The organism is Actinoplanes sp. NPDC049548 (assembly GCF_040676695.1).
Taxonomy (GTDB): Bacteria; Actinomycetota; Actinomycetes; order Mycobacteriales; family Micromonosporaceae; genus Actinoplanes.
Genome location: NZ_JBFAPM010000019.1, coordinates 141,662 through 157,199 on the forward strand (window position 1 = coordinate 141,662; position 15,538 = coordinate 157,199).

Here is a 15,538-nt window from a genome sequence, read left to right on the forward strand (position 1 = left end):
TTTCCCGGGGGAGCACATGTCATTCCTGACCAGGCTCAGTCTCGCCAACCGAGGGCTGGTGGCCCTCATCGCGGTGGTGATCGCCGGCTTCGGTATCTACACCATCCCGTCCCTCAAACAGCAGCTCCTGCCGTCGCTGGAGTTTCCCGGCGCGTTCATCGGCGTGGTCCTGCCGGGCGCCAGCCCGGAGATCATGGAGGAGCAGGTCACCAAGCCGATCGAGGACGCCGTCAAGGGTGCCGACGGCCTGGACAGCATCCAGTCGACCACCCGTGAGGGTTCCACCACGATCACGGTGCAGTACGAGTTCGGCACCGACCTCGACAATGCGATCAACCAGCTGACCACCTCGGTCAACCGGATCCAGCCCACGCTCCCCGACGACGTCGAGCCGACCATCTTCGCCGGCGGCACCGACGACATCCCGGCGATCGTCCTCGCGGCGAGCGGCGGATCCGGCGAGTCCGACCTCGCGCAGCGCCTCAAGCGCACCGTCGTGCCCGAGCTCACCGAGATCGACGGTGTCCGCGACGTGAACGTCCTCGGCACGCGCGACGAGCAGGTCCTGATCAAGCCCGACCCCGCCAAGCTGGCGGCCGCCGGCGCCGACCCGCGCGCGATCGCCACCCTGCTGCAGAACAACGGGATCTCGGTGCCCGCCGGCGCGCTCACCGAGGGCGACCGCTCGCTGAGCGTCCAGGTGGGCAGCCCGATCAGCAGCGTCGATCAGCTTCGCGACCTCTACCTGACCGGCAGCAAGGGCCCGGTCAAGCTCGGCGACGTCGCCTCGGTCACCAGCCAGCTCGCCACGGCCACCTCGTTCACGCGTACGGACGGGGCCGAGAGCCTGGGCATCGCGGTCACCGCCGCACCGGACGGGAACGCGGTGGCGATCTCCCACGCCGTCCGCGACAAGCTCGACGACCTGGAGGCCGGCTCCGGCGCCAAGCTCACCGTCATCACCGACCAGGCGCCCTTCGTCGAGCGCTCCATCAAGAGCCTCACCACCGAGGGCCTGCTCGGCCTGGTCATGGCGGTCATCGTCATCCTGGTCTTCCTGTTGTCGGTGCGGTCCACGCTCGTCACCGCGGTGTCCATCCCGCTGTCCGTGCTGATCGCGCTTATCGGGCTCTGGATCGGCGACTATTCGCTCAACCTGCTCACCCTCGGCGCGCTCACCATCGCGGTAGGCCGCGTCGTGGACGACTCCATCGTGGTGCTGGAGAACATCAAACGGCATCTCGGGTACGGCGAGACGAAGGTGCACGCCATCACGTCCGGCGTGAAGGAGGTCGCCGGTGCGGTGACCGCCTCGACGCTGACCACGGTCGCCGTCTTCGCCCCCATCGCGCTCGTCGGCGGCCTAGTGGGGCAGCTGTTCGCCCCCTTCGCCATCACCGTCACCGTCGCGCTGCTCGCCTCGCTGTTCGTGGCGCTGACCGTCGTGCCGGTGCTCGCGTACTGGTTCCTGCGGCCGGCCGCCGGTGGCAGCGAGTCGGAGGCCGTGCGCCGGGCCGCCGAGGAGAAGGAGCTGCGCAGCCCGCTGCAGCGTGCGTACCTGCCGGTCATTCGCTGGGTGACCCGCAGCCGCGGCACCCGCTGGGCCACCGTCGCGATCGGCGTCGCGGTGCTCATCGGCACGCTGGGCCTCGCCGGCCGGCTCGAGACCAACCTCCTCGACGATTCCGGCCAGGGCTCCATCACCGTCTCCCAGGACCTGCCCGTCGGCACCAGCCTCGCGGCGACGAACGAGGCCGCGAAGAAGGTCGAAGCGGTGCTCGCGGCCCGCGACGACATCGAGACCTACCAGGTCACGGTCGGCAACGGCGACTTCAACCCGTTCGCCGGCTCCGGCGGTTCCAGCGGCGCCAGCTTCAACGTGGCGCTCAAGGACGACGCCGACGCCGCCAAGCTCTCCGACGAGCTGCGGGAGCAGTTCGAGGGCATGAAGGACGTCGGCGAGGTCACGGTCGGCGGCGACAACGGTACGGGCTTCGCCGCGGACGAGCTGTCGGTGGTGGTGCAGGCGGCCGACCAGGACGCCCTGGTGGCCGCCACCAAGCAGGTTCAGGAAGCGATGGCCGGCACCAAGGACGTCACCGACGTGAAGACGTCGCTGGCGGCCAGCGTTCCGCGCCTCGACGTCGTGGTGAACCGCGCGGAGGCGGCCCGCCGCGGCCTGACCGAGGCGGCGGTCGGCCAGGCCGTCGCCGGCGCCTTCCGCTCGGCGCCGGCCGGGAAGATCACGGTCGACGGCTCCACCCGCGACGTCGTCGTCACCTTCGGCGCCCCGCCCTCGGACGCCGCCGCGCTGCGCAAGCTGCCGGTGACCACCCCGAGCGGTCAGCCCGTGCCGCTGGACACGGTGGCCGACGTCAAGGAGGTCGCCGGGCCCGAAGAGGTCACCCGGATCGACGGCAACCGCAGCGTCACGGTCAGCGGCACCGCCACCGGCTCCAACGTCGGCGCCACGACCGACGACCTCACCAAGCGGCTCGACGCCCTCACCCTGCCCGCCGGTGCCACGTACAAGATCCGCGGCGTCAGCCAGGAACAGGGCGATGCGTTCGCCGACCTGCGCCTGGCCGTCCTCGCCGCCATCGCGATCGTCTTCGTCATCATGGTGGCGACGTTCCGCAGCCTGCTCCAGCCGCTGCTCCTGCTCGTCTCCATCCCGTTCGCGGCCACCGGCGCGATCACCCTGCTGCTGGTCACCGGCACCCCGCTCGGCGTGCCCGCACTGATCGGTGTCCTGATGCTGGTCGGCATCGTGGTCACGAACGCCATCGTGCTCATGGACCTGATCAACCACTACCGGATCGCGGGCATGGGCGTCCAGGAGGCGGTCGTCGAGGGCGGCCGGCACCGCCTGCGCCCGATCCTGATGACGGCCATCGCCACCATCTTCGCCCTGCTGCCGATGGCGCTGGGCCTGACCGGCGAGGGCGGCTTCATCTCGCAGCCGCTGGCCATCGTGGTGATCGGCGGCCTGGTGAGTTCCACCCTGCTGACGCTGGTCCTGGTGCCGGCGCTGTACGTGATGGTGGAGAACACCAAGCTCAAGGGCCGCGAGCGCCGGGAACGCCGGCGCGCCCGCAAGGCCCTGGCGGCGGCCGGTACGCCGAAGCACGCGGCGGACGGTCCCGATGCCGCGGTGCCGGACGACGTCCCGGTGCCCGACTCGAGCGGCGGCGCCCACGAGGCCCCGGAGGGCGAGCCGGCGCGCAACCCCGCCTGATCGGCCGATCGCCGGCCGTCCCCGCTCAGGTGGGGACGGCCGGTACTGTTTGCGTACGTGGCAACTCCCTTCTCGGTCCTTACCGGCAACCGCGACTTCCGGCGCCTGTTCGCCGCCGAGCTCGTGGTCTTCGGTTCCGACTGGTTCGTCATGGTGCCGCTGCTCGTCCTCCTGCCCGAGCTCACCGGCAGCGGCGTGTGGGGCGCGCTCGTCCTCGCCGCCGACACCGGCATCACCGCGGTGCTGCTCCCGTACGCCGGCACGATCGCCGACCGGCTGGACCGCCGCACGATCCTCGTCGCCGCCAACATCGCGGCCCTGGTCGCCACCCTGCTCCTCTTCGTCGTCCGCTCGGCCGCCACAGCCCCGCTCGCCCTGGTGGCCATCGGCGCGGTAGCCGTCGCCAAGGCGTTCTACTCCCCGGCCGCATCGGCCGCCCTGCCGAACGTCGTCGACCCCGCCGACCTCGCCGCGGCCAACGCCGTCGCCGGCTCCGCCTGGGGCACCATGACCATCGTCGGCGCGTCCCTCGGCGGCATCGTGAGCAGCGCCTTCGGGCCGTACGTCAGCTTCGCCGCAGCCGCCGCGAGCCTCCTGACCGCGGCCGTCCTGACCCTGCTGATCCGCCGCCCGCTGCAGGCACCCCGCGACCCGTCCGCCCCACCGGCCCGCACCTGGCACGCCCTCGCGGAAGCCCTGCGCTACATCGGCGCCCGGCCGCGCATCCGGGCCCTGGTGACGGTGAAATCGGCGGTCGGGCTGGGCAACGGCGTGCTCACGGTCTTCCCCCTGCTCGCAGGCCTGTACGGAGTGGGAGCCCTGGGCGCCGGCCTGCTCTTCGCGGTACGCGGCGCGGGCGCGCTGGTCGGCCCCCTCGTGATGCGCCCGGTCCTGAACCACCGCTCCTGGCTGCTCCCCGGCCTGGCCCTGTCGATGAGCCTGTACGGCCTCGGCTATGTCGGCGTGGCGCTCGCGCCCTGGTTCCCGTTGGTGCTCGCGCTGGTCTTCGTAGCGCATTTCGCGGGCGGCACGAACTGGGTGCTGTCGAACTATGCCCTGCAGGGCGAGGTGCCGGACCGGCTCCGCGGGCGGGTGTTCGCCACGGACATGATGCTGGCGACGCTGGCGATCTCGGTCAGCCAGCTGGGTGCGGCGCTGTTCGTGGACCATGTCGACGAGCGGGTGATCCTCGCGACCTGCGGGCTGATCACGTTGCTCTACGCGATCGGCTGGCGCATCGCGACGCGGCGTTTGTCGCTGGAGGAAGCCGAGCGGCCGGGGGAGGCGAGCGAGGAACGGCCCAACGGGGCCTCGTCCCCGACTCCGTAGGCGGCGATCGGTCCGGGCCAGGCGGGGCGGCCGGACCGGTGGGCGTATGTGGCGGCCTTGCTGCGGCCGGCGGGCGGGTTGGCTGGGGCGTGGCCGGGTTGGCTGGGCGTGGCCGGTTGGTTGGGCGCGGCCCGCGGGCGGCAGGCCGCGGCAGGCGGGGTGGAGGCCCTGCGATGGCGGGCGGCAGGCTCCAAGGGGCCCGATTCGGCCAGTGATGGCGGGCGGGACGCCGCAACGGCCGGGTGGGCCCCCGCACTGCTCGGCGGAGCGCCGCAATCGGATGCCGACGCGCCGTGACGGACCGGCTGGACGCCGCTCGGGCTGACCGGCTGGACGCCGCTCGGGCTGACCGGCTAGACGCCGCCGGGAGGGCCTGTCGGGTTGTAGCCGCTCGCTGCCCCACCGGAACCCTGATCGGGCCCAACCGCCGGAGCGCCGGCCCGTGCCGCCTCCTGGAACCCGTATGGCGAGCCGTCGAACGGCCCGCCGCCGCCCGCGCCCCGCGTGACCAGCGCCGCGATCAGCAGCCCCAGCCCCGCGGCCATCAGCAGGCTGAGCACGACGCTCACCCCGAACGTCACCATCCCGTAGGTGCTCGCCCGGTAGTCGAGGGAGCGGATGAGCTGCGGGAATACGAACAGCCAGGCCATGTTGAGGAGCTGGGAGAGCAGCAGCGCCGCCAGGCCGAGCCGGGCCAGGGTTGTGCTTCGGGGGCCCAGGCGGGTTTGCCGGGCCGATACCAGGACCAGGCCGGCGATCAGGGCGGCCAGCACCGGCAGGTGGCCCAGGAGGCCCGAGAACAGGTAGCTGACGGTCATGGGGGCGACCGTAGCCGAGAGGTACGACATTCCGGGGTCCGCCGGGTGACGCGCCGTCGATGATCTAGGCCTAGCATGTGGCGATGGGCCTGACCTTCGTCTCTGAGCCGGTGCGGGTGCGGACCCCGGCCACCAGCGCCAATCTCGGTCCGGGCTTCGACTCGCTGGGACTCGCGCTCACCCTGTACGACGACCTGTCCGCGCGGGTCATCGGCGACCGGTTCACGGTGTCCGTGACCGGGGAGGGCGCCGGTGAGCTGCCCGGGGACGAGTCGCATCTGGTCGTGCGGGCGATGCTGCGGACCTTCGACGAGCTGGGCGGGCGGCCCTCCGGGGTGGCCGTGGAGTGCGTCAACCGGATCCCGCAGGCTCGGGGTCTGGGGTCGTCCTCGGCCGCCATCGTGGGTGGCGTCCAGCTGGCCCGAGGGCTGGTCCAGGAGCAGATATCCGACGATGACGCATTGCGGATCGCGGCCGAGATGGAGGGGCATCCCGACAATGTCGCGCCCTGTCTGCTCGGGGGGTTCACCATTGCCTGGACCGAGGCGTCGGGTGCTCGGGCGGTGCGGCTGGCACCGGCTGAGGGCGTACGGCCGACGCTTTTCGTTCCGCAGGAACGGGGCCTGACGGCGACGGCGCGGGCTGCGCTGCCGCCGAGCGTGCCGCATGCGGACGCCGCGTTCAACTCCGGGCGGGCGGCTCTTCTCGTGCATGCGCTCAGTGCCGAGCCGGAGCTGCTCTTCGCGGCTACCGAGGATCGGCTGCATCAGGGTTACCGGGCTCAGGCTATGCCGGGGACGGCGTCACTGGTCGCGTCGCTGCGGTCGCTGGGTGTAGCCGCCGTGGTCAGCGGTGCCGGGCCGACCGTGCTCGCTCTGAGCCCGGTACCTGCGGATTTCCATGCGGGAACAGCGTGGCGCGCCGAGGTGTTGGGCGTGGATGCCACCGGAGCTCTTGTCAGAGGGAGTATGGTGGAACACGCCGAGCGGGACCCTGTTGCCGCAGGTCGTAAGAGTTGACTACGCTCAAGACCTAGCACAGCCGCGAAGCAAGCGATCTCTGCGGTTCGGCGCGCACCCCCGAGACATATGCCGATCTGGGCTCGTCTCATTTCTTTTCGAGGCACACGCCGGGCAGCAGGTCATCAGATCGCTGCACTCGCCGAGACCTACTCGTCACTGTCGGACGGGTCGGGAAACCGTCGAGCTGCCGTGCTGCAAAACTCCCGCGCCGCATGTGCGAAGCGGGTTCCGAGGGCACCCGGCCACCAGGCTGCTGCAGACCCGGGTGGTCTTGGCTTTTTCGACGGAAGGAATCCATTGAGCGACACCACCGACGTGACGTCGGGTGTTTCTGACGTCGCTGATGACGGCGCCACCACCGCGGCTGTCACCAAGCGCCGCCGCGGCGGCACTGGGCTGTCTGCGATGCTGCTGCCCGAGCTGCAGAGTCTCGCCGCCTCCCTCGGCATCTCCGGCACCGCCCGGATGCGCAAGGGTGAGCTGATCACCGCGATCTCCGAGCGGCAGAACGGCGGGGCCCCGGCCGCCGCCCCCGCCGAGACGACCCCCCGGCCGCGCCGCACCAGCAGCTCGGCGAACCGCGGCGACTCCGCCGCCCGCGCGGAGGCCCCGGCCCGGACCGAGGCCGCGCCGGCCGCCGAGCCGGTGCGTTCCGAGCCGGCCCCGGCTCCCGTTGCCGAGCAGCAGCCCGCCTCCGTGCCGGCCGTCGTGCAGACCGCCGGCGCTCCCGTGACCGAGCAGGCGCCCGCCACCGAGCAGGCCGAGCCGGAGCAGGGCCGCCGCAGTCGTCGCGACCGCCAGGACCGGCAGGACCGCCAGGAGCGGGAGCCGCGCGAGCAGGGCGAGGCCCGCACCGAGGGTGCCGACGCCGGTGAGCGCACCGAGCGTGACCGGGGCGACCGCTCCGACCGGGGTGAGCGCAACCGGGACCGCCAGCGCAACCAGCAGCGTGCCGAGAACGGCGACCGCAACGACCGGGGCGACCGTAACGACCGCGGGGATCGCAACGACCGTGGTCCGCGCAACGACAGCCACGACGATGACGACAGCGACGGTGGCGAGGGCGGACGGCGCAGCCGGCGCAGCCGCTTCCGGGACCGTCGCCGCGGCCGGGACCGTGACGGCGAGGGCGGCGGTCGCGAGGGCGGCCGGGACGGTGGCCGCGAGCCGCACGTCAACGAGGACGACGTTCTCGTGCCGGTGGCCGGCATCCTCGACGTGCTCGACAACTACGCGTTCGTGCGGACGACCGGCTATCTCTCCGGTCCCAACGACGTGTACGTGTCGATGTCGCAGGTCAAGAAGCACGGCCTGCGCCGCGGTGACGCGGTGACCGGTGCCGTGCGGGCCGCGCCGCGCGACGGCGGGAGCGACCAGCGGCGGGACAAGTACAACCCCCTGGTGCGCCTCGACACCATCAACGGGATGGAGCCCGAGGAGGCCCGGCGCCGCCCCGAGTTCTACAAGCTCACCCCGCTCTACCCGCAGGAGCGCCTGCGGCTGGAGACGGAGGCGCACATCCTGACGACGCGCGTCATCGACCTCGTGATGCCGCTCGGCAAGGGCCAGCGGGCCCTGATCGTCTCGCCGCCGAAGGCCGGTAAGACGATGGTGCTGCAGGCGATCGCCAACGCGATCACCCACAACAACCCCGAGTGCCACCTGATGGTCGTGCTGGTCGACGAGCGGCCCGAAGAGGTCACCGACATGCAGCGCTCGGTCAAGGGCGAGGTCATCGCGGCCACGTTCGACCGGCCGCCGCAGGACCACACCACGGTCGCCGAGCTGGCGATCGAGCGGGCCAAGCGCCTGGTCGAGCTGGGCCACGACGTGGTCGTGCTGCTCGACTCGGTGACCCGGCTCGGCCGGTCGTACAACCTGGCGGCGCCGGCCTCCGGCCGCATCATGTCCGGTGGTATCGACTCGACGGCTCTCTACCCGCCGAAGCGGTTCCTCGGCGCGGCGCGCAACATCGAGAACGGCGGCTCGCTGACGATTCTCGCCACCGCGCTGGTGGAGACCGGCTCGATGATGGACACGGTGATCTTCGAGGAGTTCAAGGGCACGGGTAACGCCGAGCTCAAGCTCGACCGGAAGATCGCGGACCGGCGTACGTTCCCGGCCATCGACATCCACCCGTCCGGCACCCGCAAGGAAGAGATCCTGCTCGGCAAGGAAGAGCTGGCGATCGTCCACAAGCTGCGCAAGGTGCTGAGCTCGTTGGAGTCGTCGGCCGCGCTGGACCTCCTGCTCGACCGGCTCAAGCAGTCCCGGACGAACATCGAGTTCCTCATGCAGATCGCGAAGTCGACCCCGGGGGAATGAGTAATTCTCTCGACGGCGATTGAGTAGGGGTCAAAAGCACCCGAAAAGGGGCGGTCACCGCAAGGTGACCGCCCCTTCGTCGCACATCGAGTGTGTTTCCGCTCCTCCAGGGTCGTGCGAACCTCCGGTATCACCTACTCGATCTGGGGGAGGGGCGCTCGATGATCGTGCCTGGCTACCGGGACCAACCGGCTCCGCAGTGGGACCCGGACGCGCCGGTCGACCCCGCAGAGGCGGAGCAGTTCCTTCGCGAGTGCTACCTGGAGAATCCGCGACTCGGACCGGTCGAGCCGCGGCTCGCCATCGTGCGCGCCCAGATCGCCGCCACCGGCAGCTACGTGCACACCACCGACGAGCTGACGTACGGCGCGAAGATGGCCTGGCGCAACTCGAGCCGCTGCATCGGCCGCCTGTACTGGCGCAGCCTCGTCGTCCTGGACCGGCGCCGCGCGCGTACCGCCGACGAGATCTTCTCCCTGCTCGTGCACCACTTGCAGGCGGCCGGCGGCGGACAGCAGGCCGGCAAGCTCCGACCGGTCATCAGCGTCTTCGCGGCGGCCCAGCCGGGACAGCCGTACGCCAAGGTGTGGAACGAGCAGCTCATCCGATACGCCGGGTACCGCACCGAGGACGGCAGCGTCGTCGGCGACGCGCGCAACGCCGACTTCACCGCCCGGATGCAGGGCTTCGGCTGGCAGGGCAAGGGCGACGCCTTCGACATCCTGCCGCTCGCCGTCGAGGTGCCGGGGGAGCCCGTACGCCTCTACGAGCTCCCGGAACGCGCCGTCCTCGAGGTCCCGCTGACCCACCCGGAGTTCGGCTGGTTCGCCGAGCTGGGCCTTCGGTGGCACGCCGTCCCGGCCATCTCGAACATGCGGCTCACGATCGGCGGCGTCACGTACCCGCTCGCCCCGTTCAACGGCTGGTACATGGGCAGCGAGATCGGCGCGCGCAACCTCGCCGACACCGACCGCTACGACATGCTGCCGACGGTCGCCGCCCGGATGGGGCTGGACACCAGCAGCGAGTCGACGCTGTGGCGTGACCGCGCGCTGGTCGAGCTGAACCGCGCGGTGCTCTGGTCCTTCGAGAAGGCCGGGGTGCGGATCAGCGACCACCACACCGAGTCCCAGCGCTTCATGACCCATCTGCGCAACGAGGAGAAGGCGGGCCGCCAGGTGCCCGCGGACTGGACCTGGATCGTGCCGCCCATCTCGGGAGGCATCACGCCCGTGTTCCACCGCTACTACCAGGAGCTGGACCTGCGGCCGAACTTCTATCCGAACTAAGCGAACTCGTTCACCGGGAAGTCGTCGCGGTGGCGCCACGCCGCGTCTGTGCGTACATGATGGGGGCGGACCCATTTCAGGAGCTTGAGGGAGAACTCGTCGGCCGGGATGCGACCGGCGCTTCGCACCACGAAACCCTCCGAGGTCTCCGGGGTGTGCCGCTGCGCCCACGCCGCGCGCGCCTCGCTGAGACTGCCGCCGCGGTAGAGCACCGGCACCACCGGAAGCTCCAGCCGCTTCGCCCAGTCGACAGTGTCGTCCCAGCCGAGCAACGTGTCCGTCTCGTCCCAGATGCCGAAGACGATGAACACCCCTGGAAGATCCGTGTACGCGATGCTGCGGCGAGCCCACATCGACTCGCCGCAGACCCGCCAGTCGTCCGGGATCCGGTACGCCGTCATGGCCCACAACGCTTTCGCCGGCCGGTCCCACGGGTGCGTGCCGGAGTCGAGGGAGCGGGCGTACATGGCGTCGCGGGTGAAGGTGAGGTTGCCGCCGTCGAGCTTCTCGGTCACCACGAGCTCACCGTCCAACCAGGACAGGTCGTGCTGCACCTTGTCGTCGGCGGAGGCACCGGGGGAGTCGGGCAGGTGGAAAGTACGCGGATACTTGCCCGCCTGCCCGCTCATCAGAAGTCCCCCTCCGCCACCTGGAAGACGGTCAGTCCCAGCGCCCGCCACATGCGCACGACCTGCTGCCGGTCGTCGAACACGCCGACGACGCGCCACCGGTCCCGGATCTCCTGCTCGAAGATCTCCCGCTTCACGATCGCGTCCTTGCGCGAGTCGCCCTCGGGCCGCATGAAGAGTCCTTCGTACGGCACATCGACGTAAAGGTCCAGCCAGGCCTGGGTTTCCGCCCGGCAGACCGCGTCGCGGCCGGAGCAGAAGACGATGGCGTGGCCGGCCGCGTGCATCGCTCGGACCGCCGCGATGACCGCCGGGTTCGGCAGGTCCGAGCCGACCCGCGACCAGTCGTACGGGCTCCGGCCGTGCATCAGCGCGACCGTGCCGTCGATGTCCACCAGCACCGCCTCGGGCAGCTCGGGGTCCGGCCGGTAGACGACTCCGGGGCCGCCGGGATCGACGTACGGGACCGGCAGCGGAAGGTTCTTGCCCGCCAGATACCGCTCGTGCATGCGGCGGATCGCCCCCTCGCCGACCCGGTCCTCCTCCGCCCGCTCGGCGTCGCGGCGCACGCACTCCTCCACCGGTACGTCGGTGAAGTCGTGCACCTCGAACGTCGCGTGGAACCGGGCGGCGAGCTCGGCCCACTCCCGTACCGTCTTGGCCCGCAGGTTGGTGTCGTCGACGATCACGTCACCGTGCGCGCGCAGCAGCGCCTCGACCGCTGCCCGCTGGGCCTGGGTCACCTGGGCCTCGGCCCGCTGGGTGAACAGCCGCTCGCCGTGCAGCATCCGCCGCAGGTCGTCGCGGTTGACCCGGACGACCTGCGGCTGCAGCTTGCGCGCGAACGTGGTCTTGCCCGAGGCGGGCAGCCCACGGGTGATCAGCAGTCTGGTCATTCCTCACTCCCACCCGGCGTCACGTCGCCCGCGGGACGCGCGAGCTGCCACAGGCCGGGACGGTAGTCCTTGCCGTCGAGGCGCAGGAACAGCGCACCGCGGTGCTCGCTGCGCACGGCCTGCGCCGCGAACTCCCGCCGCCCCCAGCCGTCGGGAAGGCTGCCCACGATCGCCGCGAACTCCTTCTCCACCTGCTCGGCCAGCTCCTCGACGGTCGCCACGAGCTCCCCGGCCACCCGGCGAACCCACGCGTGGAACTCGTCGGGAAGCGGTTCCGTCAGCGCGTCCAGGTCGCCGCCGGAGGCCAGCACGTCCCATACGGTACGGGCGGAGAGCCCCGTGACGAGCCGGTGCAGCCGGACGTACTCGGCGTACTTGATCTTCACCCGTTCGTCGGTGTCGAGGAAGTGCACCACCAGCCCCTCCTTGCCGTCCCGCGGCGGTGCGGCGAGCGCCTCGGCGAGGGTGGCGTACGCGAAGGAATCCACCACCGGGCCCGGCCAGTCCGGCACCGCGCCCGGCCCGAACGTCCGCCCGGTGGCGATGTCGACGGCGCCGAGCAGCACGAGGTCGTCCATGCCGCCGTAGTCCACGACGATCCGGTTGCCCGGGTAGATGATCTCGACGAGCACGGTCAGGCCGGCCGGCGGCACGAAGTCCGCGTACCGGGTGCGCAGCAGCTGGGTCGCGTGCAGCGCCTGGTCCGACGCGAACGACCCCCGGGTCGCGACGGCGAGCTCGTCCCCGTCGCGGTAGATGATGCCGAGCGATCCGTCCGCCTTGTCCGTGACGGCCACCGGCGCGTCCGGGCAGAGGAAAGGGGCATTTCCCTCAGAGTGGTTGAAGAACTTCGGCAGGGGGCGGGCGAGGACCGTGCCGGTCGTCTCGTCGACCACCAGTCCGCGGCAGGCCAGGGTCACCGGCGTCCAGGCGCCGGCGTACTGGCAGGACTCCGTGTAGTTGTAGATCACGTACGGCCGCGACGGGTGGCGCTGCGTCCGGACGTGCCCGTCTTCGACCGCGGAGGCCAGTTCGGCCTGGTCGAGGACGTCGGCGAGCAGCGTCATGGCATGGTCCTTTCCGGGTGGGAATGCCGCGAGGGCTGCTCACGTTATCGACCACGGACCAGGAAACGCCTCCTGATTTCCAGTGGGGGTTCGTCACATGGCAGACTGGTCCATCGGCCAGCACAAGGTTCCGGTTCACGCCACGAGCACTCGGCGACCCGGCGACCGCTTATCGAGAGAGACCGAGACGACATGAAGAGCGGTATCCACCCGGAGTACACGACCACCGAGGTCATCTGCTCCTGCGGCAGCACGTTCACGACCCGCAGCACCGCCAAGGGCGGCGAGATCCGCGTCGAGACCTGCAGCGCCTGCCACCCGTTCTACACGGGCAAGCAGCGCGTGCTGGACACCGCGGGCCGGGTCGCCAAGTTCCAGGCGAAGTACGCGAAGGTCAACGCCGGCAAGAAGAAGTAACTGCCTCGACGGCGCCCGGTTCCCGCACGGCGGGGCCGGGCGCCGTTGGTATGTAGGGAGACCTTGTGAGCAACGACCGGCTGACCACGCTGCTGGACGAGTACGCGCAGCTCGAGAAGCAGATGGAGGACCCCTCCATCCACTCCGACCAGGCCCTGGTGCGCCGGGTCGGGCGCCGCTTCGCCGAGCTGGCGCCGCTGTACGCCGCCCACACCGAGCTCGAGGCGGCGCGTGCCGACCTGGCCGCCGCCAAGGAGCTGGCCGCGGAGGACCCGTCGTTCGCCGGCGAGGTGGAGGCGGTCGCCGCGCTGCTGCCGCCGCTGGAGGAGAAGCTCGGCGAGATGCTCATCCCGCGGGACCCGCACGACGCCAAGGACGTCATCGTCGAGATCAAGGCCGGCGAGGGCGGCCAGGAGTCGGCGCTGTTCGCCGGTGACCTGCTGCGGATGTACACGCGGTACGCGGAGCGCCGGGGCTGGACCGTCGAGGTCATCGACGCGCAGGACTCCGACCTGGGCGGCGTCAAGGACGTGTCGGTCGCGGTGAAGACGAAGGGCGTGCCGGAGGGCGGGCACGGCGTCTGGTCGCGGATGAAGTGGGAGGGCGGGGTGCACCGCGTCCAGCGGGTACCCGTCACCGAGTCGCAGGGCCGCATCCACACCTCGGCCGCCGGTGTGCTGGTGCTGCCCGAGGCCGAGGACGTCGACGTGCAGATCGATCCGGGTGACATCCGGGTGGACGTGTTCCGCTCGTCCGGGCCCGGTGGGCAGTCGGTCAACACCACCGACTCGGCCGTGCGCATCACCCACCTGCCCACCGGCATCGTGGTGAGCTGCCAGAACGAGAAGAGCCAGCTGCAGAACCGCGAGCAGGCGATGCGGATCCTGCGGGCCCGGTTGCTGGCGGCCGCGCAGGAGGAGGCCGACGCCGCCGCCTCCGACGCGCGCAAGGCCCAGGTACGCACGGTGGACCGCTCGGAGCGCATCCGCACGTACAACTTCCCGCAGAACCGGATCACCGACCACCGCATCGGCTACACCGCGTACAACCTCGATCTGGTCCTGGGCGGTGAGCTCGACGCCGTGCTGGACGCGCTCGCGGAGGCCGACCGGGCCGCCCGCCTGGCGGGCGAGAGCGAGATCAGCCGACGTCCGTGACGGTCAGCCGGCCTTCGGGCGTGACGCACACCAGCATGTCGTCGCTGCTCTGGCAGCTGTAGTCCAGGACCGGATCGATGCCGCCGCGCATCCACACCTCGCCGGTGCGCTGGTCGAGCACCGCGACGGTTGTCGGCTCCGCCAGCCGGGTGGACGAGGTCACCAGGTAGGGCGTTTCCTGCGGCGAGGAGGCGTCCCAGACCAGCGTCGCGCGGCCCAGGTCGGCGATGCGGCGCCCGGTGTTGCCGTCGATCAGGGAGTGCCGGGCGTCGTCCTCGTCGTCGCTGATCACGATCCTGCCGTCGCGCAGCGGTATCGCGTTGGTGTAGCCCGGCGTACGCCACCGCACCTGGCCGGTCTCCCGGTCGTAGCCGGTGGCGCCCTGGTCGCCGTTGACGCACAGGACCGCGCCGCAGGAGTAGAAGCCGCCGTACGAGCGAGCGCCGATCCGCCACTTCTCGTGCAGCGTCTCGGTGTCGTACGCGGTCACCGTGCCCCGCCCACGCTCGACGTTCTCCAGGTAGAAGGCGTGACCTTCGACGGAGATGTTCGCGTACGAGTCCTCCTGCGGGTTCTGCCCCTGCCACGGCACCCGGCCGGTGGTGACGGGACGGCCGTCGGCGAGGTCGTACACCGCCACCTTGCCGCCGGGGGCGACGGTGACCAGGCGGTCGGTGTCGCCGGTCGTCGCCACCCGGGACGTCCACGTCTCGAGGGCGCCGGCCGGACGGGACCAGACCGGGACGCCGTCGTGCAGGTTGACGACGGTGAGGTTGCGGGCGGCGCTGCCGTCGTCGTTCCACTCGACCATCAGGACGTGCCCGCCGGTCAGGGCGGAGAACTCACCGGGCCGCCGCCAGAGCTGTCTGCCGGTGGCGGCGTCGACCGCGGCGGTCTCCCGGGTGAACTGGCGGGAGACCTGACCGCCCTGCCCGTCCTGGAACTCCACGGTGGTGTCGGCGGCCGGCAGCAGCATCACGCCCGCCTGCACGGAGCTGACCCAGGCCGCGTCGGCGAGCTCGGAACTGGTCCACAGCTCCTGGCCGGTACGCAGCGAGTAGGCGCTCAAAGTGCTGGCGCCGGACACGCTCAGCAGCACGTACACCGCCCCGCCGGACACGATGAAGATGCCGTTGCCCTCCCGGAAGGGCACGCTCCACAGCTGCCGCGGAGCGTGCGACACGGGCGGTGCCGACCCGGTGACCGTCAGGACGCAGAGGGCCGCGACCGCCGCCACCAGCATCCGCTTGAGGTCGCGGCGCGGAAGCGGGCGCCGGTCCGGTTCGGGCGACGGGTTGTCGTCGCCGGTCACCAGACCGAGCTCGATGACGGTCATATCGCCGAGCGTACG

The 15,538-nt window shown here is 71.2% G+C and carries 12 protein-coding genes; 7 read left to right on the top strand and 5 right to left on the bottom strand.

The window, feature by feature from the left end:
- Positions 1 to 16: 16 nt before the first annotated feature.
- Positions 17 to 3,238, top strand: a complete 3,222-nt coding sequence (locus tag AB0J80_RS30370) for an efflux RND transporter permease subunit (protein ID WP_364711646.1) — start codon at positions 17 to 19, stop codon at positions 3,236 to 3,238.
- Positions 3,239 to 3,295: 57 nt separating this feature from the next.
- Complete coding sequence (locus AB0J80_RS30375; protein WP_364711649.1) at positions 3,296 to 4,567, top strand: MFS transporter; 1,272 nt, start codon at positions 3,296 to 3,298, stop codon at positions 4,565 to 4,567.
- 353 nt (positions 4,568 to 4,920) lie between these two features.
- On the opposite strand, the gene AB0J80_RS30380 is transcribed toward AB0J80_RS30375, so the two are convergent.
- Positions 4,921 to 5,385 (bottom strand): hypothetical protein, encoded by a 465-nt coding sequence (locus tag AB0J80_RS30380; protein WP_364711652.1) that lies wholly within the window; start codon positions 5,383 to 5,385, stop codon positions 4,921 to 4,923.
- Between the two features lie 83 nt (positions 5,386 to 5,468).
- Between AB0J80_RS30380 and thrB the strand changes: the two genes are divergently transcribed.
- The 3 genes from thrB to AB0J80_RS30395 all read left to right on the top strand — a co-directional run bounded on the left by thrB (position 5,469) and on the right by AB0J80_RS30395 (position 10,021).
- Complete coding sequence (gene thrB / locus AB0J80_RS30385; protein ID WP_364711654.1) at positions 5,469 to 6,404, top strand: homoserine kinase; 936 nt, start codon at positions 5,469 to 5,471, stop codon at positions 6,402 to 6,404.
- A 300-nt stretch (positions 6,405 to 6,704) separates the two neighbouring features.
- Positions 6,705 to 8,732, top strand: a complete 2,028-nt coding sequence (gene rho / locus AB0J80_RS30390; protein ID WP_364711657.1) for a transcription termination factor Rho — start codon at positions 6,705 to 6,707, stop codon at positions 8,730 to 8,732.
- A 161-nt stretch (positions 8,733 to 8,893) separates the two neighbouring features.
- Positions 8,894 to 10,021: a nitric oxide synthase oxygenase gene (locus AB0J80_RS30395; RefSeq protein WP_364711660.1), complete on the top strand. Its 1,128-nt coding sequence runs from the start codon at positions 8,894 to 8,896 to the stop codon at positions 10,019 to 10,021.
- Here AB0J80_RS30395 and AB0J80_RS30400 read toward each other — a convergent pair.
- The 3 genes from AB0J80_RS30400 to AB0J80_RS30410 are packed head-to-tail and all read right to left on the bottom strand — an operon-like array spanning position 10,018 to position 12,613.
- Complete coding sequence (locus AB0J80_RS30400) at positions 10,018 to 10,650, bottom strand: RNA ligase family protein (RefSeq protein ID WP_364711662.1); 633 nt, start codon at positions 10,648 to 10,650, stop codon at positions 10,018 to 10,020. The genes AB0J80_RS30395 and AB0J80_RS30400 overlap by 4 nt on opposite strands.
- Positions 10,650 to 11,546 carry an AAA family ATPase gene (locus AB0J80_RS30405; RefSeq protein WP_364711664.1) on the bottom strand — a complete coding sequence of 299 codons (897 nt, stop codon included), beginning with the start codon at positions 11,544 to 11,546 and terminating at the stop codon, positions 10,650 to 10,652. The genes AB0J80_RS30400 and AB0J80_RS30405 overlap by 1 nt, the downstream gene beginning before the upstream one ends.
- Complete coding sequence (locus AB0J80_RS30410; protein WP_364711665.1) at positions 11,543 to 12,613, bottom strand: RNA ligase; 1,071 nt, start codon at positions 12,611 to 12,613, stop codon at positions 11,543 to 11,545. The genes AB0J80_RS30405 and AB0J80_RS30410 overlap by 4 nt, the downstream gene beginning before the upstream one ends.
- A gap of 192 nt (positions 12,614 to 12,805) precedes the next feature.
- Between AB0J80_RS30410 and rpmE the strand changes: the two genes are divergently transcribed.
- Positions 12,806 to 13,030 carry a 50S ribosomal protein L31 gene (rpmE, locus tag AB0J80_RS30415; protein WP_364711667.1) on the top strand — a complete coding sequence of 75 codons (225 nt, stop codon included), beginning with the start codon at positions 12,806 to 12,808 and terminating at the stop codon, positions 13,028 to 13,030.
- A 65-nt stretch (positions 13,031 to 13,095) separates the two neighbouring features.
- The gene (gene prfA / locus AB0J80_RS30420) at positions 13,096 to 14,187 is read left to right on the top strand and encodes a peptide chain release factor 1 (protein WP_364711670.1); all 1,092 of its coding nucleotides are present in this window, start codon (positions 13,096 to 13,098) and stop codon (positions 14,185 to 14,187) included.
- On the opposite strand, the gene AB0J80_RS30425 is transcribed toward prfA, so the two are convergent.
- Positions 14,171 to 15,523: a PQQ-binding-like beta-propeller repeat protein gene (locus tag AB0J80_RS30425; protein WP_364711673.1), complete on the bottom strand. Its 1,353-nt coding sequence runs from the start codon at positions 15,521 to 15,523 to the stop codon at positions 14,171 to 14,173. The genes prfA and AB0J80_RS30425 overlap by 17 nt on opposite strands.
- Positions 15,524 to 15,538: the final 15 nt, after the last annotated feature.

Excerpts from the sequence above, each read along its gene's own strand:
- AB0J80_RS30370 (WP_364711646.1), top strand. The coding sequence starts at position 17 with ATGTCATTCCTGACCAGGCTCAGTCTCGCCAACCGAGGGCTGGTGGCC.
- AB0J80_RS30380 (WP_364711652.1), bottom strand. The coding sequence starts at position 5,385 with ATGACCGTCAGCTACCTGTTCTCGGGCCTCCTGGGCCACCTGCCGGTG.
- thrB (WP_364711654.1), top strand. The coding sequence starts at position 5,469 with ATGGGCCTGACCTTCGTCTCTGAGCCGGTGCGGGTGCGGACCCCGGCC.
- AB0J80_RS30395 (WP_364711660.1), top strand. The coding sequence starts at position 8,894 with ATGATCGTGCCTGGCTACCGGGACCAACCGGCTCCGCAGTGGGACCCG.
- AB0J80_RS30400 (WP_364711662.1), bottom strand. The coding sequence starts at position 10,650 with ATGAGCGGGCAGGCGGGCAAGTATCCGCGTACTTTCCACCTGCCCGAC.
- AB0J80_RS30405 (WP_364711664.1), bottom strand. The coding sequence starts at position 11,546 with ATGACCAGACTGCTGATCACCCGTGGGCTGCCCGCCTCGGGCAAGACC.
- AB0J80_RS30410 (WP_364711665.1), bottom strand. The coding sequence starts at position 12,613 with ATGACGCTGCTCGCCGACGTCCTCGACCAGGCCGAACTGGCCTCCGCG.
- rpmE (WP_364711667.1), top strand. The coding sequence starts at position 12,806 with ATGAAGAGCGGTATCCACCCGGAGTACACGACCACCGAGGTCATCTGC.
- AB0J80_RS30425 (WP_364711673.1), bottom strand. The coding sequence starts at position 15,523 with ATGACCGTCATCGAGCTCGGTCTGGTGACCGGCGACGACAACCCGTCG.